Genomic DNA, 24,483 nt, shown 5'->3' on the forward strand with positions numbered 1-24,483 from the left:
CCGGGCATGCCTCCATCCGCACCGTCCCTCAGCCGCTCGGTCTCCCTGCACCTCCAGGGGGACTGGGGCACCGCGAACCTGCACCGCGTCTGCGGCTGGCTCGCCCAGGAACTCACCGACCGCTGCGGGCCGCACACCCGCGTCGGCATCTTCAGCGGACGCGGCGGCGCCGACGCCGCGCGCGCGGTCGGCCGCGGCCAGGTCCACATCGCGCTGACCACCCCGGCCGCCTTCGCCGCCGCCGCGCTGGACGGCAGGGGCGTCTACGCCGGCGAAGCCGTTCCCGACCTGCGCGCCCTGGGCGGCCTTCCGCAGCGCGACCGGCTGGTGGTGGGCGTGGACAGATCCCTCGGCGTCACCACGTTCGCCGAGCTGCGGGCCGCCGCGCCCCGGCTGCGCCTCGCCACCGGCCCGCACGACGGCACCAACCTGATCGGCTGGGGCGCCGACGAGCTCCTCCGCCGTTCGGGGATCGACGTGACCGGGTGGGGCGGCGAGATTTTCACCGACGAGCGTCCGTGGCAGACGTTCGAGCGCGTCGTCAGCGGCGAGGCCGACGCCATCGTCCACGAGGCGGTCATGCTGCCGGCGTGGCAGCGGTTCGGCTCCCGGCTCGCGTTCCTGCCGGTCGAGCGCCACGTCCTGGACGGTCTGGCGGACGACTTCGGGTGGCCGCCAGCGATCGTGCCGGAGGGGCACTTCCCGGACTGCCCCGAGTTCGAGACCCTCGACTTCTCCGACTTCCTCGTGCTCACCCGCTCCGACCTGCCGGAGGACCTGGCCTACCTGATCGCCTGGATCCTCGGCGAGACCCGCGCGACGATCGAGGCCCAGTACCGGCACCTCCCGCCCGAGCGGAGCCCGCTGACCTACCCGCTCGATCCGGTGGCGATGGGAAGGAGCCCCGTCCCGCTGCACCCGGGAGCCGCCCGCTACTACGGATCACTGGAGGCGGCATGAGGGAGACCGTGCTCCGGGCCGGACGCGTCCTCGCCATGGCCGGTCACGGCGACATGGTGTGGGGGCACGTCGCCGTCCGCGACCCCGGCGGGCGCGGCGTCTGGATCAAGGCGCCGGGCCGGGGGCTGGAGGAGGCCCGCGACCGGTACGTCCAGCTCGTGTCGTTCGACGGCGAGGTGCTGGACGGCGAGGGCACCCCGCACCTCGAAGTCCACATCCACCTGGAGGTCATGCGCCGGAACCCGGCGGTGACCTGCACGGTCCACTCGCACGCGCAGTCGGCCGTCGCGTTCGCGTCGCTCGCCACGCCGCTGCTGCCCATCTCGCACGACGGCGCGCTGTTCGGCGGCGAGGACGTGCCGCGCTTCACCGCGACCGGCGCACTCGTCTCCACGGCGTCCCTCGGCCGGGCGCTCGCGGAGACCCTCGGCGACGCGCCAGCGGCGCTGATGCCCCGGCACGGCCTGGTCGCCGCGGGCGAGAGCGTCCACGCCGCCGTCATGCACGCGGTCCTGCTCGAACGCGCCTGCCGCGTCCAGCTCACCGCGATGGCCGCCGGTCCGATCCGCGACTGCTCCGACCCCGGCGAGGCGCGGGCCAAGCGCGCGCAGTGCTGGTCGGAGCGCCAACTGAAGGCGGGCTGGGACTACCTGGTGCGCAGGGCAGAGCAAGGAGTGGAGACGCCCGGAGATCCGCTACCGCCGATCTCATGAGCGAAGACACGGATCTCCAGCCGCCGGTCTCGTGAGCGGAGACGCCCGCGGATCCCCGGCCGCCGAGCGCGCCAGGGGCGGGCGCGGTACCCGTCGCGCCGGCGCGTCAGGGCGCCGCCTCCTGCTTGACCGGGCTGTGCTCGTGGATCAGCCGCACCGCCGCCGCGCGGTCGTGGGCGGCGATGGCGTCCACGAGGTCGGCGTGCAGGCGGTGCCGTTCGCGCAGGTAGGGCGGGAGCGGCCGGGCCCCGTCCGGCAGGACGGACAGGGTGTGCGACTCGATGAGGTCCAGCAGGCTCGTGTACAGCGACCGCAGCAGCACGTGCCTGCTCGTCTCGGCGATGCGGTGGTGCAGCCGCCAGTTCGCGTGGACGAAGGCGGTCGCGTCGCCGGCGTCGGCCGAGCGGCCCATCTCGTCCACGATGGCGCGCATCTCGGCGATGTCGGCGGGCGAGGCGTGCCAGAGCGCGTCCTCGACGAGCAGCGGGTCGAGGGCGTCGCGGATGCGGATGGCCTCGGCGACGGTCGTCTCGTCGGCGTCCAGCGCGAGCACCGAGTTGCCCAGCCGGACGATCGGCGACTGCTCGGCCGCGAACAGGCCGCCGCCCGGCCCCGGACGGACCGTGACCAGGCCGCGCGCCTGGAGCAGGCGCAGGGCCTCGTTGAACGTGCTGACGGAGACGCCGCAGAGCGCGCGCAGCTCGTTCTTGGTGCCGAGCCGCGCCCCCGGCTCGCGGTTCCGGGCCAGCCCGGCGATGCGCTCGGCGGCCTGTTCCGCGCGGCCGCCGGCGCTCGGGCCGCCCCCGTGTCCGAGCCTCAACGGCCCTCCCCTGCGTCGAGCAATTCGTCATGCACGTTATCAGTGCGACCCCTTGACGCCCTCACCGCCGGGCCAGCATTATCGCCGTAATCATCATGGTGAATAGGAGCGAGGATGCGCGTAGCCAACCTTGACGGACGCGCGGCCCTGATCGTCCGGGGCCGGGCCGTGGACGTGGCGGACGCCAGCGGCGGGCGCTACGGCCCGGACCCGCAGGCGCTCTACGACGACTGGGACGCCTTCACCGCCTGGGCGCGCGACGCCGACCTGCCCGAGGGCCGGGAGTTCGACGCGGCGCGGCTCGGTCCGCCCGTGCCCGCGCCGCGCCAGATCGTCGCGGTCGGCCTCAACTACCGCGCCCACGCCGCCGAGTCCGGGTTCGCGGTGCCCGAGGGCCTGCCGCCGGTCTTCACCAAGTTCCTCTCGTCCCTGTCCGGGCCGGTGACCGAGGTGACGCTCCCGGACGGCGGCCACACCGACTGGGAGGTCGAGCTCGTCGCGGTCATCGGACGCACCGCCTCGCACGTCGCCGAGGCCGACGCCTGGGACCACGTCGCGGGCCTGACCGTCGGGCAGGACCTCAGCGAGCGGATCTCCCAGCTCGCCGGCCCGGCCCCGCAGTTCAGCCTCGGCAAGTCCTTCCCGGGGTTCGCGCCGACCGGGCCGTGGGTCGTGACGCCCGACGAGCTCCCCGACCGCGACGACCTGGAGCTGCGCGCCGCGATCAACGGCGAGGAGGTCCAGAAGGGCCGCACCCGCGACCTCATCTTCTCGATCCCCGTCCTGGTCTCCCGGTTGTCGGCGGTGCTGACGCTGCTGCCGGGCGACCTGCTGTTCACCGGCACCCCGGCGGGCGTCGGCCTCGGCCGCGACCCGCAGCGGTGGCTCGCGCCCGGCGACGAGCTCGTCAGCCGGATCGAGGGCATCGGCGAGCTGCGCCAGTCGTTCGTCCGGGCCTGACCGCCCGCTCTGCCCGCCCGGCCCGATCGGAGGAAGCCCATGGGCCTGCACCGCCTCAGTTCCGTCACCGTCGGCGTCCCGGACGTCGCCGCGACCGCCGCCTACTACGCCGAGTTCGGCCTCTCCCCCCGCGCGGACGGCTGGTTCGCCACCCGCGACGGCGGCGACCAGCTCCGCCTCGTCCAGGCGCCCACGCGGCGGCTGGTCGAGCTGGTCGTCGGCGTGGACGACCCCGACGACCTGGACCGCGCGGCCCGCCGCCTGGCGGGTCTCGGCGTCGCCGCCGAGCGGGGCGCCGGCACGCTGACCGCCCGCGAGGCGGCGACCGGCGTGCGGGCCGTCCTGCGGGTCGAGCCGCGCGTGGAGCAGCCGGAGGTCCCGGCGACGCCGTACAACGGGCCCGGCCGGATCGAGCGCGCCGGGACGCGCGCGCCGGGCGTGCTGCGCACCGGGCCGGTCCGTCCGCGCAAGCTCGGCCACGCGGTCGTCGGGACGACCGACTACGCGGCGACCTCGGCGTTCTTCCGCGACGGCCTCGGCTTCCGGACCAGCGACATGATCGGCGACGCGGGCGTCTTCCTGCGCTGCTCGACCGACCACCACAACGTCCTGGTCCTCGCCGCGCCGGTCGCGTTCCTGCACCACACGTCCTGGCAGGTGGACGACGTGGACGACGTCGGGCGCGGCGCGTCGGCGATGCTGGAGGGCCACCCCGAGCGGCACGTGTGGGGCCTCGGCCGCCACCACGCCGGGTCGAACTTCTTCTGGTACCTCAAGGACCCGGCGGGCAACTTCTCCGAGTACTACTCCGACATGGACGCCGTCCTGGACGACACTCTCTGGACGCCCGAGACGCTCGAAGGCGCCAAGGGCCTGTTCAACTGGGGGCCGCCGCCCCCGCCCTCGTTCCTGCGGCCCGACGACCTGGCCGCCCTCATGACCGGCGCGCACAGCCGGTGAGCATCGGCGCGACGCCCGTGGAAGAGGAGACGGCATGGAAGAGGAGACGGCATGGAAGAGGAGACGGCATGACCGCGCGCGTTCCCGTCCTGATCGCCGGTGGCGGGCCGGTCGGGCTCGCGACCGCGCTGGAACTGGCCCATCACGGCGTCGCCTCGCTCGTCGTGGAGCCGCGCGAGGAGGTGTCGTGGCTGCGCCCGCGCGCGAAGACGACCTCGGCGCGCACGATGGAGCTGTTCCGACGCTGGGGCGTCGCGGACGCGGTCCGCGACGCCGCGGCGCTGCCGGTGTCCTGGTCGGACGAGGCCGTGTTCACCACCGGACTGCTCGGCCGCGAGATCACCCGGTTCCGCGGCTGCTTCGGCCTCGACCTCGCCGGCGACGACCTGGCGGCCGAGGCGGGGCAGCAGATCGGCCAGCCCGCGGTCGAGCAGGTGCTGCGCGAGGCGGTCGCCGCGTCCGCGCACGCCGAGCTGCGCACCGGCTGGACCGTCGCGTCCCTCACCGAGGACGACGACGGCGTCACCGCGCTGCTCTCCGGTCCGGGCGGAGCCGCCGAGGAGATGCGCTCCGACTACCTCGTGGGCGCGGACGGCGCGGGCAGCACGGTCCGCCGGGCCATCGGCGCCGTCTACGAGGGCGCCGCCGACGAGCGGCCCAACTTCAACATCGTCTTCCGCGCCCCCGGCCTCGCCGACCGCGTCCCGCACGGTCCGGCCGTCCACTACTGGGTGCTCCATCCCGGACGGCCCGGACTCGTCGGCCGCCTCGACCTGGACGACCTGTGGTGGTGCATCGCCCAGGGCGTCGGCCAGGAGGAGGGCGAGGCCGACCCGCTGGGCCTGGTGCGCGCCCTCGTCGGCGCGGACATCGACGCCGAGATCGACGCACAGATCGTCGCGACCGACCCGTGGAAGGCGAAGATGCTGCTGGCCGACCGGTACGGCACGCGCCGCGTCTTCCTCGCCGGGGACGCCGCGCACCTGAACCCGCCGTGGGGCGGGCACGGTTTCAACACCGGCGTCGGCGACGCGGTGAACCTCGGCTGGAAGCTCGCCGCCGTCCTGTCCGGCTGGGCCCCGCCCGCGCTGCTGGACAGCTACGAGGCCGAGCGCAGGCCGATCGCGGCGCGGACGATCGAGGAGGCCGCCCGCAACATGGCGACCCTGGCGCCCGAGCTCGCCGACCCGCGCCTCGCCGGCACCGGCGCCGAGTTCGCCGCGGCCCGCCCGGCCGTCGCGCGGGCCGTCCAGGAGACCAAGGACGCCGAGTTCCACAGCCTCGATCTCGTCCTCGGCTACACCTACCGCGGCACCCCGCTGGTCACCGGCCCGGCGGGCGGACGCCTCGAACACCGCTGGCTCGCTCCCGGCGACTCGCTCTTCGACCACCTCGGCCGCGGCTTCACCCTGGTCGGCGACCTGGAGCAGCCCGAGGCCGAGGAGTTCATGAAGGCCGCCGCCGCCGAGAACGTCCCGCTGCACCCGTTCCACCATCCGCCGGCCGCGCTCGCGCTCGTGCGCCCCGACCAGCACGTCGCCTGGTCCGCGACCGGCGGCTCCCCCGCCGATCCCCGCGCGGTCCTGCGCCGCGCCGTGGGCCGCGCCTGACCCGTCCACGCTTCGGTACCGTGGTCGTCATGACCAGCCAGAGCGCCGAGCGGACCAACGGATACCGCGGCCGGAACTCCACCGCCGACCGGGCCCTCGACATTCTGATGATGTTCGCCGACGACCGGACCGTCATCGGCGCGCAGGAGGTCGCCGACCACCTCGGGGTGGCGCGCTCGACCGCCTACCGGTACCTGCAGAGCCTGGTCGGCTCCGGATTCGTGGAGGAGCAGCGGCCGTCGGGGTTCCGGCTGGGGCCGCGGGTGTTCGAGCTGGCCCGGATCGCGCGCCGGGGGATCGGGCTGTCGGAGGTCTCGCGCCCGGTCATGCGCGAGCTGTCGGACGCGCTCGGGCACACCGTGCTGCTGACCCGGCGGGCCGGGGCGACGGTCGTGTGCCTGGAGCGCGAGGAGGCCGACCAGCCCGTCCGGCTCTCCTACGAGCGCGGGCACGTCCTGCCGGTGAACGCCGGGGCCGCCGCGCTCGTCCTGCTGGCCTGGGCGCCGCCGGACGAGATCGAGCGGGCCGTCGGGCAGAGCGGCCTGCCGCGCTTCACCGACGCGACGGTCACCGACGCGGACGCGCTGGACGGCCGGCTCGCGCGGATCCGGCGGGACGGGACGGCCGTCACGCGCGGCGAGCTCGACCCGGACGTCCTCGGCGTCGCCGCGCCGATCCGGGACACCGAGCACCGCGTCGTGGCGGCGGTCAGCATCGCGGCGCTGTCCCACCGCGTCCCCGACGAGGACCTTCCGGAGATCGTCCGGGAGGTCACCCACGCCGCCGCGACCATCAGCGAGCGGCTGGGCCTGCTCGACGCCTGACCCCCTGCCGGGCTCCGGACCGCGGGGCTCCGGACCGCGGGGCTCCGGACCGCGGGGCTCCGGACCGCGGGGCTCCGGACCGCGGGGCTCCGGGCCGCGGGCTCCGGGTCGCGGGGCTCCGGTGTTCCGGTGGGGGGCGCCTCCGGAGCCCCGGATCGCGCCGCGCTACTGGACGGGCTGGTAGGCCGGGCCGCCGTCGGCGAGCAGCCGCTCGGCCTCGGCGAGGATCTCGTCCTCGGGCAGCCCGAAGTCGATCGTCTTGCGGAACGGCTGGCGGACGTCCCGCGCGATCCGCAGGTACACCTCGTTCCGGTTGCCCTCGGGGTCGAAGAAGTAGATGCCGAACGCGTTCCCGTGCGTGACCTCCTGCTGCACGCGGACGCCCTCCTCGGCGAACACCCGGTGGAAGCGGCGCAGGTCCGCCAGCGACTCGACCCGCCAGGAGATCTGGTGCTGCTGCTTGTCGCCGAGGGCCGCCGTCCGGCCCTTCTGCAGGACGAACTCGTGGTGCTCCTCCCGCGGCCGGGCGCTGAGGAAGACGATGCCGAGGCCGGCGTCCTCGTCGGTGACCGTGAGGCCGAGCACCCGCTCGTAGAAGTCCCGCATCAGCGGCAGGTCGTACACCCAGAGCCCGGTGTGTCCCAGTCCCGTGATGGCCATGGACCCTCCTGTCTCAAATTCCAGGACGCGTGTCCTGAATAAAGGCGAGCCTAACGCACGAACCGGCACGCCAGCCAGAGTGAGTTCCTCTTGGACGGGACGTCGCACCTGCCCTTCGGGACAGCCGTGCGAGGGCGCCGGTCGCATCCGGTCAACCGGGCTCCATGGTTCCGCAATGGGGCTGCGGGCCGCTCGAAGCGGCGCGTCCCGACGCACTAGACCTGGCAGCGTGGACGAGGAGGGCGGCGGCAGGCTTCACCGGTGGGCCGTGCGCGCGTTCCTGTCGGTGCGCGGGCGCGCCACCGTCATCACGGTCGTGATGTCGGGGGCGCTGCTCCTGCTCTGCACCGTCCTGGCCGCGCAGCTACTCGTCTTCGCGGGACGCTCGTCGGCCCGGCAGCAGGCCTACACGACGCTGCAACGCGTCGTCTACGACATCACCGCGCGGCGGATCGCCACGCCGGTGGACCCGCGTCCCGGCGAGGCGTCCCTGATCCAGATCGTCGCGCCGGACGGGCGGGTCGTCGCCGCCTCGCCGGACCTCTCCGGCGACCCGCAGCTGAACCCCGTCGAGGCTCGGCGGACGGACCTGCTCATCGGCAAGACGGCCTGCCCGAGGTTCCTGCCGTCGTGCGTCCAGCTCGTCGGGCTGCGGATCGGCGGCCGGATGTACCCCGCCACCGCCGTCGTCTACGTCGCCGAGCCGGTGACCCGGCCGCTGACCACGCCGTGGCTGTACCTCGAGGTCGGGGCCGCGATGCTGGCGCTGCTCGCGCTGACGGCGTGGTGGACGTGGCGGACGATCGGCCGCGCGTTCCGGCCCGTCGAGCTGATCCGGCGGCAGCTCGCCGAGATCACCACCGCGCGCGGCCTGGACCGGCGGGTGCCCGAGCCGCACACCGGCGGCGAGCTGCAGCGGCTCGCCGCCACCGTCAACGCGACGCTGGAACGGCTGGAGCAGGCCACCAACCGGGAGCGGCGGTTCGTCTCCGAGGCGTCCCACGACCTGCGCAACCCGATCGCGGGCCTGAACACCCGGCTGGAGTTCCTGCTCGACGAGCCGGGCGACGCCGACTGGAAGCCGATGGTCCGGGACGCGCTGAGCGACGGCCTGCGCCTCAACGACATCGTCGTGGACCTGCTGGAGCTCTCCCGCCTGGACGCCCGCTCCCCCGCCACCGTCGAGCCGGTGGACCTCGCCGCCCTGGCCCGCCGCGAGGTCGCGACCCGGCCCTGGCGGGTGCCGGTCGCGACGCGGCTGGAGGAGGGCGTGGTCGTGCGGGCCAGCGGCATCCGGCTGAGCCGCGTCCTCGGCAACCTGCTCATCAACGCCGAGCGGCACGCCGAGAGCCGCGTCGAGGTGCTCGTCGCGGCGGACGGCGGCGAGGCCGTCCTGGAGGTCCGCGACGACGGGTCGGGCATCCCGCCCGAGGCGCGCGAGCGCGTCTTCGAGCGGTTCGCGCGGCTCGCCGAGTCCCGGCGCCGCGACCCCGCCGGGACCGGCCTCGGCCTGCCCATCGCCCGCGAGATCGCCCGCATCTACGGCGGTGACCTGGTCGTCGCCGACTCGCCGCGCGGCGCCCGCCTGGTGATGCGCCTCCCCCTCGCGTCCGCCGAGGAGCCCGGCGCTTCGGGGCCGGCGTCCGGAGCGCCGGGGGAAGCGCCCCGGACGTGATCTCCGGCCCGCCTTGCCGATAGGTAGATCATCGGCATATGTTGATCGCATGACCACACGGGCGATGCAGGAACCGACCTTCCTGATCCTGACCGCGCTGGCCGAGGGGCCGCAGCACGGGTACGGGATCATGACCGACGCCGCGGAGATCTCCCAGGGCCGGGTGCGGCTGCGCACCGGCACGCTGTACGCGGCCCTGGACCGGCTGCGCGGCGAGGGGCTGATCGAGGTGGACCGCGAGGAGGTCGTGGACACCCGCCTCCGCCGCTACTACCGGATCACCGCGGCCGGGGCGGACGCGCTGGCCGCCGAGGTACGCCGCATGCGCCGCGGCGCCGACGCCGCGGCCACCCGGCTCGGCGCCGCGGGAGGGATCGCGTGAACGACCGGTGGAACGGCCGGCTTCTCCGGGCCTACCCCCGCCGGCACCGCGCCGAGTACGGCGAGGAGATGCTGGCCGTCCTCGCCGAGAGCGGAGGCGGCCCGCGGGAGGCCCTCGACCTGGTCGCCGGCGGCCTCAAGGTGCGGCTGCGCGGCCTCGGCAGGCCCTACACCGCCCCCGAGTGGCGCGACGCGCTGGCCGTCGTCAGCCTGGTCGCGCCGCTGCTGCTGACGGTCGCCACGGCGTCGTTCGCGAAGCTGGTCGTGAAGACCGCGACGGGCGCGCTCCCCCTGCACTCCGGCTTCTGGTCGTACGTCGTCTGGGCGACGCCGCTCTGGACGGCCGGGGCGATCGCGCTGGGACTGGCCTGGTGGGGCGGCTCCCTCGGACGGTGGTTCGCGGTCGGGGGCCTGGCCCTGCTCTGCGGTTGGACGATCAGCGGCGCGCCGGCCACCCCGTCGTCCCTGAGCCTGATCGCGTTCGGGCTCGTCACCCCCGTCCTGACCATGGCGGCGCTGGCGTTCTCGGACGGGCCGCGGCGCGGGGCGCGGGTGCTCGGACGTCCCGCCACCCTCCTCATGCTCGGCTTCGCCGCCGCCGCGTTCACCGCGCAGGTGCTCGGCGGCATCGAGGACCCGGCGCTGCGCGCGGTGATCGCCGGGGACACGCCGTACTACGAGGAGGCGTGGACGGTCATCCTCGCCGCGCTCGTGCTGAACGGCCTGCGCACCCCGCACGGACGCCGCGTGGGCGCGCTGCTGGCCGCGCCGCTGCTGGTCTCCCTCGGCCAGTGGGTGACCGTGCCCGTGCCGAGGGCGGCGGACGTGGCCGCCGGCCTCGCGCTGATCCTGTTCCTCGGCTTCCGCTCCGCGCCGCGCCCGGTGCGCTGACCCGGCGGGTCAGCGGGCGGCCGTCATGGGGCTGCGCCAGGACTTCATGAGGCCGGACAGGCCGCCGCAGTAGCTGTGCTCGGCCTTGATGTAGTTCTCCCCGCCCCGCCCGAAGGACCAGGCCACGATGTTCGTCTCCTCGTCGTCGCGCGACGGGGAGGTGCGGAAGAACGAGGTCAGGCGTTCGCCGACGGCGGGGAGGCGGCCGGCCGGAAGCCGGAGGGCGTAGAAGCCGACCCGCTGGATCTCGCCGTCGGCCAGCCCCATCGTGACGGAGAACGTGTAGCCGTCGGGCGGGGTGAAGGTGCGCATGTCGGTGAACAGCGAAGGGCCGGGCGGCTTTCCGTGCGCGAGGGAAATGAGGCGCTCGGCGTCGTCCCTGGTGATTCTGTGGGACGTTCTGAAATAGAGGTTCGCGGTGTTCCCCGGATAGTCGACGGCGACATGCCTGACCGAAGTGAGGCCCAGGGCTCGGAAACGGGGTTCGTGCCGGCGGAACGCCTCCGGAACGGCGGGCGCGCCCAGCACTTCACCGACCGGCCGCATGCCTCCGAGGAACACCCAGGTCTTCGCGATCCCCCGCCCGGCGTCGAAGTCGACCAGCTCGGTGGACTCGGCGCCGTACAGGGCGCTCCAGGACGAGATCAGGCCGATCAGCGGGTTGTCGGCGCGGAGCAGCCCGGCGCGCACGGCCGCCCCGACCGTGTCGGTGTGGCGCCGTTCGTAGAAGCGGTAGTTCAGCGGGTCGTCCGCCCGGTCGGTGGCCCGCCAGAGAACCGCGCCACTGCGGAAACAGTCCGAATAGGCGTCGAGGACGGCCCGCGCGACGGATTCGGAATAGGGCGCGCCGAGGGCGTCCGCCGTCGTTTTCAGGTCGGAGAGGAACTGCTCGGGAGAGAACTGGAACGACGCGGCCATGTCTCCTCCGCTCCGCTGGGACGCCGGTCGGGCCGGATCCTCTCCCATGATGTCAGGCCGTCCGGTTAGGTGAGAATCTCCGTGGTGGCCACAGGGAATCCCCTACGCGGCGGCGAACACCGCCGCGCGGGGATTCCGGCCGCGGGTCACGCGGACGGCTTGCGGATCACTTCGTAGATCGCGCCGAGGCCCTCGTCGCGGTGGCCCGCGTCCACGGCGCGGTCGAACAGGGCCTTGACCGCCTCCGGCACGGACGTGTCGATCCCGGCGGCGCGGGCCGACTCGACCACGTGGCCGACGCTGACCGCTTCCATGAGGACGGTGTCGGCGGCGCCCGGATAGTCGCCGGTCTCCATCTGCTCGGCCGAGCTCTTCACGAAGCCCATCGGGCCGTCCTCGCCGAGGCTGCGGACGAGCGGCGCCGCGACCGCGGCGTACTCGCGCGGCGACACCCCGGCGCTCGCGACCAGGGCCGTGGCCTGCATGAACGCCGCCATCGTCGCGACGAAGAGGTAGAACCCGGCGTTGTAGTAGAGCATCGCCAGGCCCGGATCCGCGCCGACGTAGGAGGTGGCGGTGATCGCGGAGAGCGTCGCGCGGTGCCGTTCGAGAACGTCCTCCGGCCCGGCGATGTACGTCTCGGCGACGGGCGTGCCGATGCCGGGGACCGGCACCATGATGCCGCCGGGCAGCAGCCGCGCGCCGTGGGACTCGGCCCACCTCGCGGCCTCGCGCAGCTCGTCCGGGCTGCCGGAGCTGAGGTTGACCAGCACGCGTCCCTCCAGCGCGTGCTCGGCGCCCTCCAGCGAGTCGTACATGGCCTGGTAGTGGGTCTGGCTGAGGACGACCAACTCGTTGGCGGCGAGTGCCTCGGCGGCGGTCGGCGCGAGCGTCGCGCCCTTGGTGACGAGGGGTTCGGCCTTGCTCGCCGTCCGGTTCCAGACCGTGACGTCGTGGCCCTTCTCCAGGAAGACCTCGGCCATACGCGTGCCCATGGGGCCGAGCCCGATGACGGTCACCGACATGGTGTTTCTCCTTGTTCGTTGGTGTGGCCTCAGCTTCGGGTCCGGCGCTACGGATTCCCTTCGGATGCGCTACGGGTTCGTCCGTAGGCTGGGGCCCATGCGTTTCGGGGTGCTCGGGCCGCTCGCGGTGTGGACGGACGGCGGCGAGCCCGTCCGGGTGCCCGAGGCGAAGGTCCGGCTGTTGCTGGCGGTGCTGCTCGCCGCCGAGGGCGGGGTCGTCTCGTCCGACCGGCTCGTCGAGGAGCTGTGGGGAGACCGTCCGCCGCGCAATCCGCTCGGGACGTTGCAGGCGCGCGTGTCCCAGCTACGGAAGGCGTTGGACGACGCCGAACCCGGTGGACGCGCCCTGGTGAAGTCGCAGCCACCCGGTTATGTCCTCGTCGCCGCGGCCACTGATGCGCGCCAGTTCGCCGAGCTGGTCGCGCGCGCACGAGGCGAGCGGGACGCGCGCGCACGAGTGAAGCTGTTCGACGATGCGCTCGCGCTATGGCGCGGCCCGGCGTTCGCCGATTTCGACATCCCGGCGAAGGTTCCTCTGGAAGAAGCGCGGCTCAGCGCGATCGAGGAGCAGGCGCAAGCGCGCCTGGAGATCGGCGAGATCCCGATGCTGGGCGAGCTGGTCGCGGAGCATCCGCTTCGGGAGAGGCTTCGCGCGGCGCACATCCTCGGGCTGTACCGCGCGGGCCGTCAGGCCGAGGCGCTGGCGGACTACGAGGCGCTGCGGCGGCTCCTCGCCGACGAGCTGGGCGTCGATCCGAGCCCCGAGCTGACCGCGCTGCACCGGTCGATCCTCCGGCAGGCCGACGAGCTGCGCCCCGCCACCCCGACGCTCGATCAGCCCGCGGCTCCGCCGTCGAACCAGCCCGCGGCTCCGCCGTCGAATCTGCCTGCGGGTCCGGTGTCGAATCCGCCCGCGGCTCCGGTGTCGAATCTGCCCGCCGTTCTCGGCGAGCTGGTCGGGCGCGAGCGGGACGTGACGCTCGCGCGGGCGGCGCTGCGCGGCGAGCGGCTGGTCACGCTCACCGGTCCGGGCGGCGTCGGCAAGACGCGGCTGGCGTTGGAGATCGCGGCGCGGTCGGCGGCGGCGTACCCGGACGGGACGTGGCTGGTGGAGCTGGCCGGGAGCCGCCCGCGCGACGCGTCCGAGCTGGCGGACGCGGTCGCCGGCGTGCTCGGCCACCGGGACGAGACCGACGCGTCCTCGCCGGTGGAGGGGCTGGTGTCCGCGCTGCGTCCGCGCCGGGCGCTGCTCGTCCTGGACAACTGCGAGCACGTCGTGGACGCCGTCGCCGACCTGACCGGACGGCTGCTCGCCGCCGCGCCGGAGCTGACCGTCCTCGCGACGTCGCGGGAGCCGCTGGGGATCGCGGGCGAGCGCGTCCAGGCCGTCCGGCCGCTGGGACCGGGGAACGCCGAGCGGCTGTTCGCGGTGCGCGCCGCCGCGGCGGCGCCCGGCTTCACGGTCGGCGAGGAGAACGCGGCGGCGGTCGCGGCCGTCTGCCGCCGCCTGGACGGCCTCCCGCTCGCGCTCGAACTCGCGGCCACGCGCGTCCGGGCGCTCGGCGTGGCCGACCTCGCCGCGCGGCTGGACGACCGGTTCCGGCTGCTCACCCGGCGCGGCGGCCCGGCACGGCAGCAGACGCTGCGGGCGGTGATCGACTGGAGCTGGGAGCTGCTGAGCGGGCCGGAGCGGACCGCGCTGCGGCGGCTGGCCGTCCACCGGGACGGCTGCACGCTCGCCGCGGCCGAGGAGGTCTGCGGCGATCCGGGGATCGACGTCCTCACCCGGCTCGTGGACCGCTCGCTCGTCGTCTTCACCGAGGACGGCCGGTACCGGCTGCTGGAGTCCGTCGCCGACTACTGCCTGGAGCGGCTGCGGGAGGCGGGCGAGGAAGACCTCGTGCGCGCGCGTCATGCGCGTTACTACACGGAGTTCGCCGAGCGGGCCGTCCCCCGCCTGCGCGGGGCGGAGCAGGAGACCTGGCTTCAGCGCCTCGACAAGGAGGCGGCCAACTTCCGGGCCGCGCTGGAGTACCGGGCCGACCCGGCCTTGGCGAACACGCTCGGCTGGTACTGGTTCCTGCGCGGACGGCTCAACGAGGCGCGCCGCTACCTCACGCTCGCCCTCGCCCAGGACGCGCCCGAACCCGTGCTCCGCCGGACGCGCGTCTGGCTGAACGGCCTGACGATGCTGTCGGGCGAAGGCGAAGAGTCCGAGACTTTGCGGAGGGAGGCTCTCGGGCCGGACGCGGACGCGTGGTCGCTGTGGTTCCTGACGTTCGTCCACTGGCCGTACGGGGATCTGCCCGCGAACCATGCTCGCCTGGAGCGCGCGCTCGACATGTTCGTCCGGCAGGGTGATCGGTGGGGCGAGGCCGCCGTCCTCGGCACGCGCGCGAAGCTGCGGATGGTGGGCGGCGGCCTCGCGCACATGGAGCGGGACGCCGAACGCAGCCTGCGCCTGTTCGGCGAGCTCGGCGACGCGTGGGGCGAGCTCGAAGCGGCCGACGCCGTCGCCCGCCACGCCGAGATCGTCGGCGACTACCGGCGGGCCGCCCACATGCGGCGCGAGGTGATGAGCCGCGCCGAACGGCTCGGGATGTGGGCCGAGGTGTCGTTCGCGCTGTCCGGGCTCGGCCGCGTCGCGCTCCTGGACGGCGACCTCGACGAGGCGCACGACCTGCACGAACGCGCGCTGGAGATCGCCCGCGACCGGTCGTCCCGGTCGGCCGAGGAGTTCGCCGCGATCGGCCTCGCCCTGGTCGCCCGCAGGCGCGGCGACCTGGACGCCGCCGAGGCGCACCTGCGCGGCAGGCTGCCGTGGCTGCGCGGCATCGGCGGGACGGCGGGCATCGCGTTCATCCACACCCAGCTCGGCTTCGTCGCCGAGCAGCGCGGCGACGCGGAGTCCGCCGCGCGCCTGCACGCGATCGCCCTGGAGGCCGCGCGCGAGACCGACGACCCGCGCGCGGTCGCGCTCGCGTTGGAGGGCCTCGCCGGGGCACGCAGCCTCGCCGCCCAGAACGCGCAGGCCGCAGCCCGGGACGGCAAGCCCGCGCCGCCGCCCGCCGAGCCTGCGCGGCTGCTCGCGGAGGCGGCGCGGTTGCTCGCGGAGGCCGAGGCGATCCGGGAGTCCGTGGGCGCTCCGCTGCCGCCCGCCGAACGCTTCGACGTCGATCGCGTCCGCGAGCGCCTCAGATGACCCGACCCGCCCGGCCTTGCCCACCTCGGTCGACCCCGCTTAAGGTACGTCCAGTACCTTAAGCGGAGGGTGGACGGCCATGCGCGCCAAAGGCATCAGCTACGACACGGGGTTCGTCGACGGCGGCGGGATCTCGCGCAAGGAACTCGACCCGGTGACGGTGGAGCGCGAGCTGCGCGTCATCCGGGACGACCTGCACTGCGACGCCGTCCGGATCATGGGCGGCGACCCGGCGCGGCTGGAGACGGCCGCTGGGATCGCGGCGGGCCTCGGGCTGGAGGTCTGGTTCTCGCCCTACCCGCTCGAACTGGCCGAGGACGAGATCCTCGCGCTGTTCGCCGACTGCGCGGAGCGCGCCGAGCGGCTGCGGCGCACCGGGGCCGAGGTCGTCTTCGTCGCCGGAGCCGAGATGAGCCTGATGAACAAGGGTTTCCTGCCCGGCGACCGCACCGCCGACCGGGTCGCCCTGCTGCTTCGACCCGACCGCCTGCGCGAGCACATCGGATCGCTCAGCGGACGCGTCAACGCGTTCCTCGGCAAGGCGGCCGAGGTCGTCCGCGAGCGGTTCGGCGGCAGGCTCACCTACGCGTCCGTGCCGCTGGAGAACGTCGACTGGACGCCGTTCGACATCGTCTCCGTCGATCTCTACCGCTCGGCCGAGATCGCCGACCGGTTCGCCGAGGGCGTCCGGGGAATCGTCGCGCAGGGCAGGCCGGTCGCCGTCACCGAGTTCGGGTCGGCCGGGTACCGGGGCGCGGGCGACCTCGGCGCGCACGGGCTGGACCTGGTCGAGTACGACGACCGGCGCGGGCCCGTCCGGCTGAAGGAGGCGCGCGAGCGCGACGAGGACGGCCAGGCCGCCCACGTGCGCGAACTCCTGGAGATCTTCGACGAGGCGGGCGTGGACGCCGCGTTCGTGTTCACCTTCGCGCTGCACAACCACGTGCACCGTCCCGACGCCGCCGACCCGCGCGACGACCTCGACCTCGCCAGCTACGGCATCGTCAAGGTGTACGAGGACCGCCTCGGCACCGCCTACCCCGGAATGCCCTGGGAGCCGAAGAAGGCGTTCCACGCCGTCGCCGACTTCTACGCCGCGCACTGACCGTCTTCCTCACACTGGAACTGCTCCGGAACCGCGCCGGGATCGCTCCGGCCGGTCAGACCGCTCGGGCCGGTCGGGCCGGTCGGGCCGGTCGGGCCGGTCGGGCCGGTCAGGCCGGTCAGGCGACGCCGACGGCCCGGGCGCGCGCCAGGGCGGCGAACGAGGTGATCTGCGGCTTGTCGGCGGACGCGCGCCAGGCCAGCGCGGCATAGGCGGGCGGCAGGCCGCGCAGCGGGCGGAACTCCACGCCGGGGTGCCGGTAGAGCTCGGCGATCCCGGCGTGGGTGAGGGTCAGGCCGTGCCCGGTCGCGACCATGGTGAACGTCTCCTGGTAGGTGCGCCCGCCGTCGCGGGACGCCAGCGGACGGCCCTTCGGCGTCGCCGCCGGGAAGTACGCGCGCCGGAACACGTCCGGCAGCTCGGGCGGGCCGCAGAGCAGGGACTCCCCGGCGAGCCGCTCGATGTCCACGGTGAGCGCGCCGGTCAGCGGATGGCCGACCGGCAGCACCACGACCCGCTCGAACGACGCGATCGGGTCGCCGACCTCCAGGTCCGGTTCGTCCACCGGCAGGAGCGTCAGCGCGAGGTCGATCTCGCCCCGGCGCAGCGCGCCGTAGAAGTCGGTGATCGGCACCTCCAGCGTCGTCAGCTCGCAGGACGGGTGCCGCTCGGCGAACGCCGTCAGCAGTCCCGCGAACGCCGGGCCGTTGACCCCGCCGAGGAACCCGACGCGCAGCCGCCCGACCACGCCGTGCGCGACCGCGCGGGTCTCGGCGTACCCGGCGCGCAGCGCGTCGTAGGGCGGCCTCAGGATCGTCAGGGCCTGCCGTCCGAGCGGGGTGAGCTCCACCTTCCGGCTCGTCCGCGTGAACAACGGCGCGCCGAGGTCGCGCTCCAGCGCGCGGATGAGCTGGCTGACCCGCGACTGCGACAGGCGCAGCCGCTCGGCGGCGTGCCCGAAGTGCAGCTCCTCCGACAGGACGAAGAACGCCTCCAGTTCGGTCAGCTCCATCGCGCCCCTCCCCCACCCCGTCCCGGCGGACACCGGAATCCTCCCAGAACGGTCGTCCGCCGCTGACGGGCCGAGCCCGGAACGGCATCGAGAAGCGTGGCTCATCGTTCGACGAGAACTTCGCCGTTGATGCACCCGGGTGCCGTGGACGAGGGTGAGGCCCGACCCCAGAACGGACCGGAACGGGAGGCACGGGTGCGACGGCTCGTGGTCGGGATCAGCGGCGCGACCGGGATCGCGTACGGGATCCGGGTGCTGGAACTCGCGCGCAAGGCGGGCGTGGAGACGCACCTGGTCGTCACGCCCGCGGGGCAGCAGACCCGCGCGTACGAGACCGATCTCGGCGCGCGCGACCTCGCGGCCCTCGCCGACGTCGTGCACCGTCCGGCGGACGTCGGCGCGGCCATCGCGTCCGGGTCGTTCCGCACGGACGGCATGATCGTGGCCCCCTGCTCGGTGCGGACGCTGTCGGCCGTCGCGTACTCAATGAACGACAACCTGCTGACCCGCGCGGCGGACGTCACGCTGAAGGAGCGGCGGCGGCTGGTGCTGCTCGTCCGGGAGACGCCGCTGACGCTCGGGCACCTGCGCGCGATGACCGCCGCGACCGAGTCCGGCGCGATCGTCATGCCGCCCGTCCCGGCGTTCTACCTGCGCCCCGGCAGCGTGGACGACATCGTCGACCACACCGCCGGGCGCGCGCTGGACCTGCTGGGGATCGACGTCCCCGACCTGCCCCGCTGGGGCGGCTGACACCTTCCGGAAGGCCCCTTGAAGACCATGGCAAAGCATCTGCGCAGCCTGCGCGAGTTCGTCGGCGAGCTGGAGAGGATCGGCGAGCTGCAACGGGTGGAGCGCGAGGTCGACTGGAACCTGGAGATCGGCGCGATCATCCGCCGCTCCTACGACCTGCGCGCCGCCGCGCCGCTGTTCAGCACGATCACCGGCTACCGGGGCACCGGGTTCCGCGTGCTCGGCGCGCCCGGCGGCCTGTCCGGGCCGGCGCACCCGCTGGCGCGGATCGCGCTCGCGCTCGGCCTGCCCGCCGACGCGTCCGGGCGGGAGATCGTCGAGACGGTCGTCGCGGCGCGCGACCGGGCGGGCGTGCCGCCCCGGACGGTCCCGAGGGCGGACGCGCCGGTCAAGGAGAACGTCCTGCTCGGTGACGAGGTGGACCTGTTCCAGTTCCCGACGCCGCTCATCCACGGCAACGACGGCGGGCGCTACCTCCAGACGTACGGCCTGAACATCGCCCGCACCCCCGACGGGTCCTGGACGAACTGGTCGGTCAACCGCATGATGATCGCCGGACGGGACCGCCTCTCCTGCCTCATCCCCGGCCCGCAGCACCTCGGGATCATCCGCGCGCGGTGGGCCGAGCGCGGCGAGCCGATGCCGATCGCGCTGGCCCTCGGCGTCGAGCCGGCCCTGCCCTACGCGGGCGCGATGCCGCTGCCCGAAGGCGCCGACGAGTCGCACTTCGTCGGCGCGCTGTTCGGCGAGGGCGTCGAGGTCGTCCGCGCCGAGACCGTGGACCTGCCCGTCCCGGCCACGGCCGAGATCGTCGTCGAGGGCCACATCGCCCTCGACGAGACGGCCATGGAGGGCCCGATGAACGAGTACCCCGGCTACAACGCGCTGGAGCGCTCGGAGAAGCCGGTCTTCCACGTCTCGGCGATCACCCACCGGGACGGCGCGATCCTGCCCGTCGTCGCGGCCGGGCCGCCGGTCGAGGAGGACCACACCGGCACCGGCACGATGCACGCCGCCGAGATCCTCTACCAGCTCCGCCGCGCCGGGCTGCCGGTCACCTCGTCCTGGTTCTCCTACGAGTCGGCGAACCACTGGCTGCTGGTGGCGATGCGCGCCGACTGGCACGAGACGCTCGGCATCGGCGCGGCCGAGCTGGCGCACCGGATCGGCGAGATCGTCTTCTCCGGCAAGGCGGGGTTCGGCGTCCCGAAGATCCTGCTCGTCGAGGACGACGTGGACATCACCGACGTGAACGAGGTCGTGTGGGCGTTCGCGACCCGCACCCATCCCGAGCACGGTGAGATCCGCTTCCCCGCCGAGCCGACCGCCGCGCTCTCGGTCTACCTCTCCGAGGCCGAGCAGCACTCCTACCGGGCCGGGAAGGTCGTCCACAACTGCCTGCTCGCCGACCTGTTCCCCAAGGGGGACCGTCCGGTCAAGGGCTCGTTCGAGAACGGCTGGCCCGAGGACGTCCGGCGGCGCGTCCTCACCCACTGGCACGACTACGGCTATCCCTCGCGTCAGGGGACGGCCGGGCCTCCGCGTACCGTGATCCGCGCACTGTGACCCATCGCTCATCGACGGCTGTGACCTGCATCGACGCGCGTCCCGCATAGTTGGTCGACCGGACCGGCCGTGCGGGACGCGGTTTTTCCCCGGCCCTCATGCAACCCGCGGGGCGGCCGGACCCATCAGGTGGGTGTGAAGCGATGCACGAATTGGACCGGCCCATGACCGCCGCGTCCGTGTCCGGCGAGCAGCTCGCGCTGCGGGCTGCCGAAGGCACGGCGGAGGATGGCGCGGCGGAGGACGGCGAGGACGGCTACACGGCCTACGTGTCGGGCCGGGTCGACTGGATCCGCCGCACGGCCCGCCTGCTGTGCGGCGACTGGGCGGCCGCCGACGACCTGACCCAGCAGACGATCTACAAGCTGTACGTGCACTGGGCCCGCGCCCGGCGGGCGGAGAGCCTGGACGCCTACACGCGCGTCGTGCTCGTCCGGGAGTTCCTGGCGGAGCGGCGCAAGGCGTGGTGGCGGCGGACGGCCCTGGTCACGCCCCCGGAGCGGCCCGCCGAGAGCGGCGACCCGGACCGCGGCCTCGACCTGCGCGACGCGCTGGCCGCGCTCGCCCCGCGCCAGCGCGCCACGATCGTCCTGCGCTACTACTGCGACCTGTCGGTCACCGAGACCGCCGCCGTGCTCGGCTGCTCGGAGGGCAACGTGAAGAGCCAGACCGCCCGTGCCCTGGCCACCCTGCGCGGCTCCCTGGAGGACCGATGAACGAGACCGACCTCCGCGAGAGCCTCCGCGCGAGCCTGCGCGAGAGCCTGCGCGACCTCGCGGACGCCCCGCTCCCGCCGTCCGACCGCGTCCGGATCGCCGAGGCCCGCGCCCGCGGCGCCCGGACCCGGCGCGCCCGCCGGGCGGGGACGATCGCCGCCGTGGCCGCGACCTGCGTCGCCGTGGCCGGCGTCGCCTACACCGTCTCGGACCGCGGAACCCCGGCGAACCGCCACACGGCGGTCGCCCAGGGCGTCGCGCCCGGGGAGACCAGGGTGGCGGGCGCGCTCGCCCTCCGCCGGGAGGCCTCGTTCGGCTGGCTGCCCTCCGGCTACCGCGAGATCGGCATGAGCGTCGTCTCCCCGTCCGAGGACCGGTACACGTGGACCCTGTCGGCGGCCGGTCCGGGTTTCCACATGGGCCCCGCCGACGCGCCGGTCCGGTTCGGCGTCCGCCCGCCGCAGCAGACGACCGTCCCGCAGAACGCGATCCGGATCACGGTCGGCACGATGCAGGGGTACTGGGTCAGCCGGCCCGGACGCGGGACCGCGACGCTCACCTGGCGGCTCCCGTCCGGGTTCTGGGCGACGCTCGACGTCGGGCCGCAGGTGTCCGGGGACGTGCAGACGATCATCCGGATCGCGCTGAACATCCGGTACGGGGAGAACGGCGCGCTGCCGAACCGGGGCCCGGTCAGCTTCCCGGTGCGGATCAAGGGGCTGGACAAGACTTTCCGCGTCACCGGGCTGTACGCGACCGAGTCGGAGTCCGGCGCGCCGGGCTTCGGCGGCGAACTCGACGGCGGGACGGCCCCGGGCGCGAAGGGCCTGTCGATCGCCGTGACCCCGGCGGCCGAAGGCGACCACGTGGAGAACGATCCCACCCTCGCCCGGACGACCATCGCCGGTCACGCCGTGTTCTACGTCAGGTCCGGCTATCCGACCTACTGGGTCAGCGACGTCCAGGGGTACGCCCTTCGCGTCACCTGCACGCCGGAAGCCTTCGCGCGCCTCCAGGGGATCGGCGGCATCAGGGGACTCATCTCCAACCTGACCGTCCTGCCGAAGGGCAAGGGTGTCCCGAACCCCTTCGCATGACCGGGAAAGGGGAAGCGCCCGAACTCTCGTTCGGGCGCTTCTCCGTTAGGGATCAGTTGGCGGACGGCGTGCAGGTGCGGTCGCCGGTGAAGGCGTTGTCGACCGCCCACCAGCCGGAGTTCTGGCCCCGGTAGTGGAGGCGGTAGCGGACGTTCGCCTTGCCGTTGGCCTGCGGGACGGGCACGACCCGCACGGACGGTCCGGGCGCGCCCGGGAAGCCCTTCGCGGTCCATGCGGTCGTCCAGGTGCGGCCGCCGTCGAGGCTGACGTCCAGCGAGGTCGTGGAGTTGATGGCGGGCTTGAGGTCCTCGGCGAACTCGACGGTCGCCTTGGTGCGCTTGGACAGGTCGTAGACCGGGCTGGTCAGGTAGGTGTCCTGGACGTGCCCCGGGCCGGTGTGCCGGGAGTCGACGACGGCGAAGCCGCCGGTGCCGCCGGTGTGGTTGCCGCGCTTACCCGGATCGGTGAACTGCCATCCGGGCTGGTAGGCGTAGTTGGGGATGTGCGGATCGACGTTCGTGACCTGCCAGCCCTTCGGCAGGCGCGACGCGTCGAACCCTTCGGTGCTGCCGTCGCGGGTGACCTTGTAGCCCTTGGCGATGCAGGCGAGGCTGACGGTCAGGGCGACGTCCTGCGTCTGGCCGGCCGCGCCTAGCGCGACCTTGCGGGTCGCCGGGTCGTAGCCGGGCTCGGTGGACGCGTAGGTGACGGTGTAGGACAGGTTCGGCAGGAGCGGCAGGGCGTACCTGCCGGACGCGTCGGCGGTCGCGGCCCAGGTGTGGCCGTCGCCGTCCTCGGCGGTGACCTTCGCCGGGAGGCCGCCGCCCTTGCCGGAGCCGTCGGTGACGGTGCCGGTCAGGTCGACGCGCGGAGTCGGCGCCAGCGCGACGCCCTGGGTGGCCGAGCCGTCCTTGGCGAGGGTGAGCGTGGTCGTGCCGGTGACGTAGCCGAACGCGGTGGTGCTGATCTCGTACTTCCCGGCGACCAGGCGGAACCGGTACGCGCCGTCCGCGCCGGTGGTGAAGCTCCGGTCCATCGGCCCGGTCACGTGGACGGTCGCCCCCGCGAGGGGCCGCCCGGACGCGGCGTCGGTGACGGTTCCGGACAGGTCGCTCAGCCCGGCGGTCCCGGCGGTGACCGCCGCGAGGACGTCGAGCCTGCCCTCGCCGTAGACGTTGTTGTTCTCGGGTGTGCCGCCGCACTGGTCGTCGGGGGTGTCGATCGCGGTCAGGTTCAGCAGCTCGCGGGTCTTGGCCAGGTCCTGCCGGTACTCCGGACGGGCCGACCACAGTAGCGCGACCGCGCCCGCGACGTGCGGGGTGGCCATCGAGGTGCCGCTCATCGTCGCGTACTGGCCGCCGGGGATGGACGACCGGACGTCCACGCCCGGCGCGGAGATGTTCGGCTTGACCGTGCCGTCCTGGCCGGGGCCCCGGCTGGAGAACGAGGCGATCTTGCCACCGGCGTCGTACGCGCCGACCGAGTAGTTGATCGTGCGGCTGCCGGGCGCGCCCGCCGTCTCGCAGTTCGGGCCGTTGTTGCCGTTGGCCCACACGCCCATGATCCCGGCGGCGGCCCAGGCGAGCTGGACGTCCTCGAACAGCGGGTCGTTGGACGGCTGCGAGCCCCAGGAGTTGTTCACCACGTCCGGGCGCTTCGCCGGGTCGGGATTCTGCCCGTTCCGGTCGGTCGGGGCGAGCATCCACTGCGAGGCGGCGAGCAGGCTCGTGTCGGAGCAGCTGTCGGTCTCGCAGCCCTTCGCCGCGATCCACTTCGCGCCGGGCGCGACCCCGATCCGCTCGCCCTGCCCGTCGTCGCCGACCATCGTGCCCATCGTGTGCGAGCCGTGGCCGGCGTTGTCGCACGGCATCGCCGTCTTGCACGTCCCGGACGGGTCGTACCAGTTGTAGTCGGTGGTGAACGTCCCGTCGCCGTTGGTACCGCGGAACTGCCGGACGAGCGCCGGGTGGTCGTACTGGACGCCGGTGTCGACGTTCGCGACGACGAGGCCCTCGCCGTGCCGTCCGGTCCGGCTCCAGACCTGGTCGGCCTTGATGTCGGCCACACCCCAGGCCACCCCGGACTCCGCCGCCGCCTTGAGCCTCGCCTTCGCCTTCGGCTCAAGCCTCGCCTTCGGCTCAAGCTTGGCCTTCGGCTCGGGCTTCGGCGAGACGATCGGCTGCTGCACCCGGTATGTGCGGGACGGCCTGAGCTCCGCCACGCCCGGGATCGCAGCGAGTTTCAGCGCGACCTTCTCCGGGACGTTCGCGACGTAGACCGCGTTCGTCGCCCAGTAGGAGCGGCCGGTGAGCCCGGCGTCCTTCAGCGCCTTCAGGACCGGGCTCTGCGTCCGGTCGGCCTTCGCCTTGAGGCCGTCCACGACCGTCCGGCCGCGGACGGCGCGGTCCTTGAGCTTCGGCGCGCCCGCCAGGTCGGCCCGGTCGGACATCCGCACCCAGAGGTTCGCGGTTCCGGTCGCGCCGGCCCGGGAGTAGGCGGCGACCAGGTCGCCGTCGAGCTTCGCCCCAGGGGACGGTGCCGCCTGCGCCGGTCCGGACGCCACCGCGGCCGTCACCAGGGACGCCGCCCCCACCACCGCCGCGGTGACCCCGGCGGCCAGTCTCGTGAGCCGCAT

Annotated in this window: 21 protein-coding genes; 15 read left to right on the forward strand and 6 right to left on the reverse strand. The window is 74.1% G+C overall.

All coding sequences use genetic code 11. The features are described 5' to 3' along the window. Positions 1–6 precede the first annotated feature (6 nt). Together ACFPCY_RS31160 and ACFPCY_RS31165 are read left to right on the forward strand one after the other, a co-directional pair. Entirely contained in the window at positions 7–960 is a 954-nt protein-coding gene (locus ACFPCY_RS31160) for a TAXI family TRAP transporter solute-binding subunit (protein WP_378261077.1), read from the forward strand. Further along, the gene (locus tag ACFPCY_RS31165; protein ID WP_378261079.1) at positions 957–1,673 is read left to right on the forward strand and encodes a class II aldolase/adducin family protein; all 717 of its coding nucleotides are present in this window, start codon (positions 957–959) and stop codon (positions 1,671–1,673) included. Before ACFPCY_RS31160 ends, ACFPCY_RS31165 begins: the two co-directional genes overlap by 4 nt. Before the next feature lie 106 nt (positions 1,674–1,779). Here the strand turns inward: ACFPCY_RS31165 and ACFPCY_RS31170 are convergent, their stop codons facing one another. Then, complete coding sequence (locus tag ACFPCY_RS31170; RefSeq protein WP_378261081.1) at positions 1,780–2,493, reverse strand: FadR/GntR family transcriptional regulator; 714 nt, start codon at positions 2,491–2,493, stop codon at positions 1,780–1,782. 114 nt (positions 2,494–2,607) lie between these two features. Between ACFPCY_RS31170 and ACFPCY_RS31175 the strand changes: the two genes are divergently transcribed. The 4 genes from ACFPCY_RS31175 (at position 2,608) to ACFPCY_RS31190 (ending at position 6,847) form a co-directional block, all read left to right on the forward strand. Next, positions 2,608–3,453, forward strand: coding sequence for a fumarylacetoacetate hydrolase family protein (locus ACFPCY_RS31175; protein WP_378261083.1), 846 nt, complete (start codon positions 2,608–2,610; stop codon positions 3,451–3,453). A gap of 39 nt (positions 3,454–3,492) precedes the next feature. Continuing rightward, positions 3,493–4,413 carry a VOC family protein gene (locus ACFPCY_RS31180; RefSeq protein WP_378261085.1) on the forward strand — a complete coding sequence of 307 codons (921 nt, stop codon included), beginning with the start codon at positions 3,493–3,495 and terminating at the stop codon, positions 4,411–4,413. A 68-nt stretch (positions 4,414–4,481) separates the two neighbouring features. After that, positions 4,482–6,023, forward strand: coding sequence for an FAD-dependent monooxygenase (locus ACFPCY_RS31185; protein ID WP_378261087.1), 1,542 nt, complete (start codon positions 4,482–4,484; stop codon positions 6,021–6,023). Positions 6,024–6,052: 29 nt separating this feature from the next. After that, positions 6,053–6,847 (forward strand): IclR family transcriptional regulator, encoded by a 795-nt coding sequence (locus ACFPCY_RS31190; protein WP_378261089.1) that lies wholly within the window; start codon positions 6,053–6,055, stop codon positions 6,845–6,847. A 165-nt stretch (positions 6,848–7,012) separates the two neighbouring features. On the opposite strand, the gene ACFPCY_RS31195 is transcribed toward ACFPCY_RS31190, so the two are convergent. After that, positions 7,013–7,507 (reverse strand): VOC family protein, encoded by a 495-nt coding sequence (locus tag ACFPCY_RS31195; RefSeq protein ID WP_378261091.1) that lies wholly within the window; start codon positions 7,505–7,507, stop codon positions 7,013–7,015. 229 nt (positions 7,508–7,736) lie between these two features. Between ACFPCY_RS31195 and ACFPCY_RS31200 the strand changes: the two genes are divergently transcribed. From ACFPCY_RS31200 to ACFPCY_RS31210, 3 genes are read left to right on the forward strand one after another with little or no spacing between them, the layout of a single operon-like run. Next, positions 7,737–9,182 carry a sensor histidine kinase gene (locus tag ACFPCY_RS31200; protein ID WP_378261093.1) on the forward strand — a complete coding sequence of 482 codons (1,446 nt, stop codon included), beginning with the start codon at positions 7,737–7,739 and terminating at the stop codon, positions 9,180–9,182. 49 nt (positions 9,183–9,231) lie between these two features. Further along, positions 9,232–9,564, forward strand: coding sequence for a PadR family transcriptional regulator (locus tag ACFPCY_RS31205; protein ID WP_378261095.1), 333 nt, complete (start codon positions 9,232–9,234; stop codon positions 9,562–9,564). Next, positions 9,561–10,454: a hypothetical protein gene (locus ACFPCY_RS31210; protein WP_378261097.1), complete on the forward strand. Its 894-nt coding sequence runs from the start codon at positions 9,561–9,563 to the stop codon at positions 10,452–10,454. The genes ACFPCY_RS31205 and ACFPCY_RS31210 overlap by 4 nt, the downstream gene beginning before the upstream one ends. A gap of 9 nt (positions 10,455–10,463) precedes the next feature. Here the strand turns inward: ACFPCY_RS31210 and ACFPCY_RS31215 are convergent, their stop codons facing one another. Then, positions 10,464–11,372 (reverse strand): aromatic prenyltransferase, encoded by a 909-nt coding sequence (locus tag ACFPCY_RS31215; protein WP_378261099.1) that lies wholly within the window; start codon positions 11,370–11,372, stop codon positions 10,464–10,466. 146 nt (positions 11,373–11,518) lie between these two features. Further along, complete coding sequence (locus tag ACFPCY_RS31220) at positions 11,519–12,397, reverse strand: NAD(P)-dependent oxidoreductase (protein WP_378261101.1); 879 nt, start codon at positions 12,395–12,397, stop codon at positions 11,519–11,521. 97 nt (positions 12,398–12,494) lie between these two features. Between ACFPCY_RS31220 and ACFPCY_RS31225 the strand changes: the two genes are divergently transcribed. Both ACFPCY_RS31225 and ACFPCY_RS31230 read left to right on the forward strand, forming a co-directional pair. Next, positions 12,495–15,599, forward strand: a complete 3,105-nt coding sequence (locus tag ACFPCY_RS31225) for a BTAD domain-containing putative transcriptional regulator (RefSeq protein WP_378261103.1) — start codon at positions 12,495–12,497, stop codon at positions 15,597–15,599. Positions 15,600–15,678: 79 nt separating this feature from the next. After that, positions 15,679–16,704, forward strand: a complete 1,026-nt coding sequence (locus tag ACFPCY_RS31230) for a hypothetical protein (protein WP_378261105.1) — start codon at positions 15,679–15,681, stop codon at positions 16,702–16,704. Between the two features lie 118 nt (positions 16,705–16,822). On the opposite strand, the gene ACFPCY_RS31235 is transcribed toward ACFPCY_RS31230, so the two are convergent. Continuing rightward, positions 16,823–17,716: a LysR family transcriptional regulator gene (locus ACFPCY_RS31235; protein ID WP_378261107.1), complete on the reverse strand. Its 894-nt coding sequence runs from the start codon at positions 17,714–17,716 to the stop codon at positions 16,823–16,825. Positions 17,717–17,911: 195 nt separating this feature from the next. On the opposite strand from ACFPCY_RS31235, the gene ACFPCY_RS31240 reads away from it, so the two are divergent. The 4 genes from ACFPCY_RS31240 (at position 17,912) to ACFPCY_RS31255 (ending at position 21,848) form a co-directional block, all read left to right on the forward strand. Beyond that, positions 17,912–18,469 (forward strand): UbiX family flavin prenyltransferase, encoded by a 558-nt coding sequence (locus tag ACFPCY_RS31240; protein ID WP_378261109.1) that lies wholly within the window; start codon positions 17,912–17,914, stop codon positions 18,467–18,469. Positions 18,470–18,496: 27 nt separating this feature from the next. Continuing rightward, positions 18,497–20,035, forward strand: coding sequence for a UbiD family decarboxylase (locus ACFPCY_RS31245; RefSeq protein ID WP_378261111.1), 1,539 nt, complete (start codon positions 18,497–18,499; stop codon positions 20,033–20,035). Positions 20,036–20,178: 143 nt separating this feature from the next. Next, complete coding sequence (locus tag ACFPCY_RS31250) at positions 20,179–20,751, forward strand: SigE family RNA polymerase sigma factor (protein WP_378261113.1); 573 nt, start codon at positions 20,179–20,181, stop codon at positions 20,749–20,751. Continuing rightward, positions 20,748–21,848, forward strand: coding sequence for a hypothetical protein (locus ACFPCY_RS31255; protein ID WP_378261115.1), 1,101 nt, complete (start codon positions 20,748–20,750; stop codon positions 21,846–21,848). Before ACFPCY_RS31250 ends, ACFPCY_RS31255 begins: the two co-directional genes overlap by 4 nt. 52 nt (positions 21,849–21,900) lie before the next feature. On the opposite strand, the gene ACFPCY_RS31260 is transcribed toward ACFPCY_RS31255, so the two are convergent. After that, positions 21,901–24,483 (reverse strand): S8 family serine peptidase, encoded by a 2,583-nt coding sequence (locus ACFPCY_RS31260; protein ID WP_378261117.1) that lies wholly within the window; start codon positions 24,481–24,483, stop codon positions 21,901–21,903.

It is taken from the genome of Actinomadura gamaensis, assembly GCF_042652125.1.
Taxonomy (GTDB): domain Bacteria; phylum Actinomycetota; class Actinomycetes; order Streptosporangiales; family Streptosporangiaceae; genus Spirillospora; species Spirillospora gamaensis.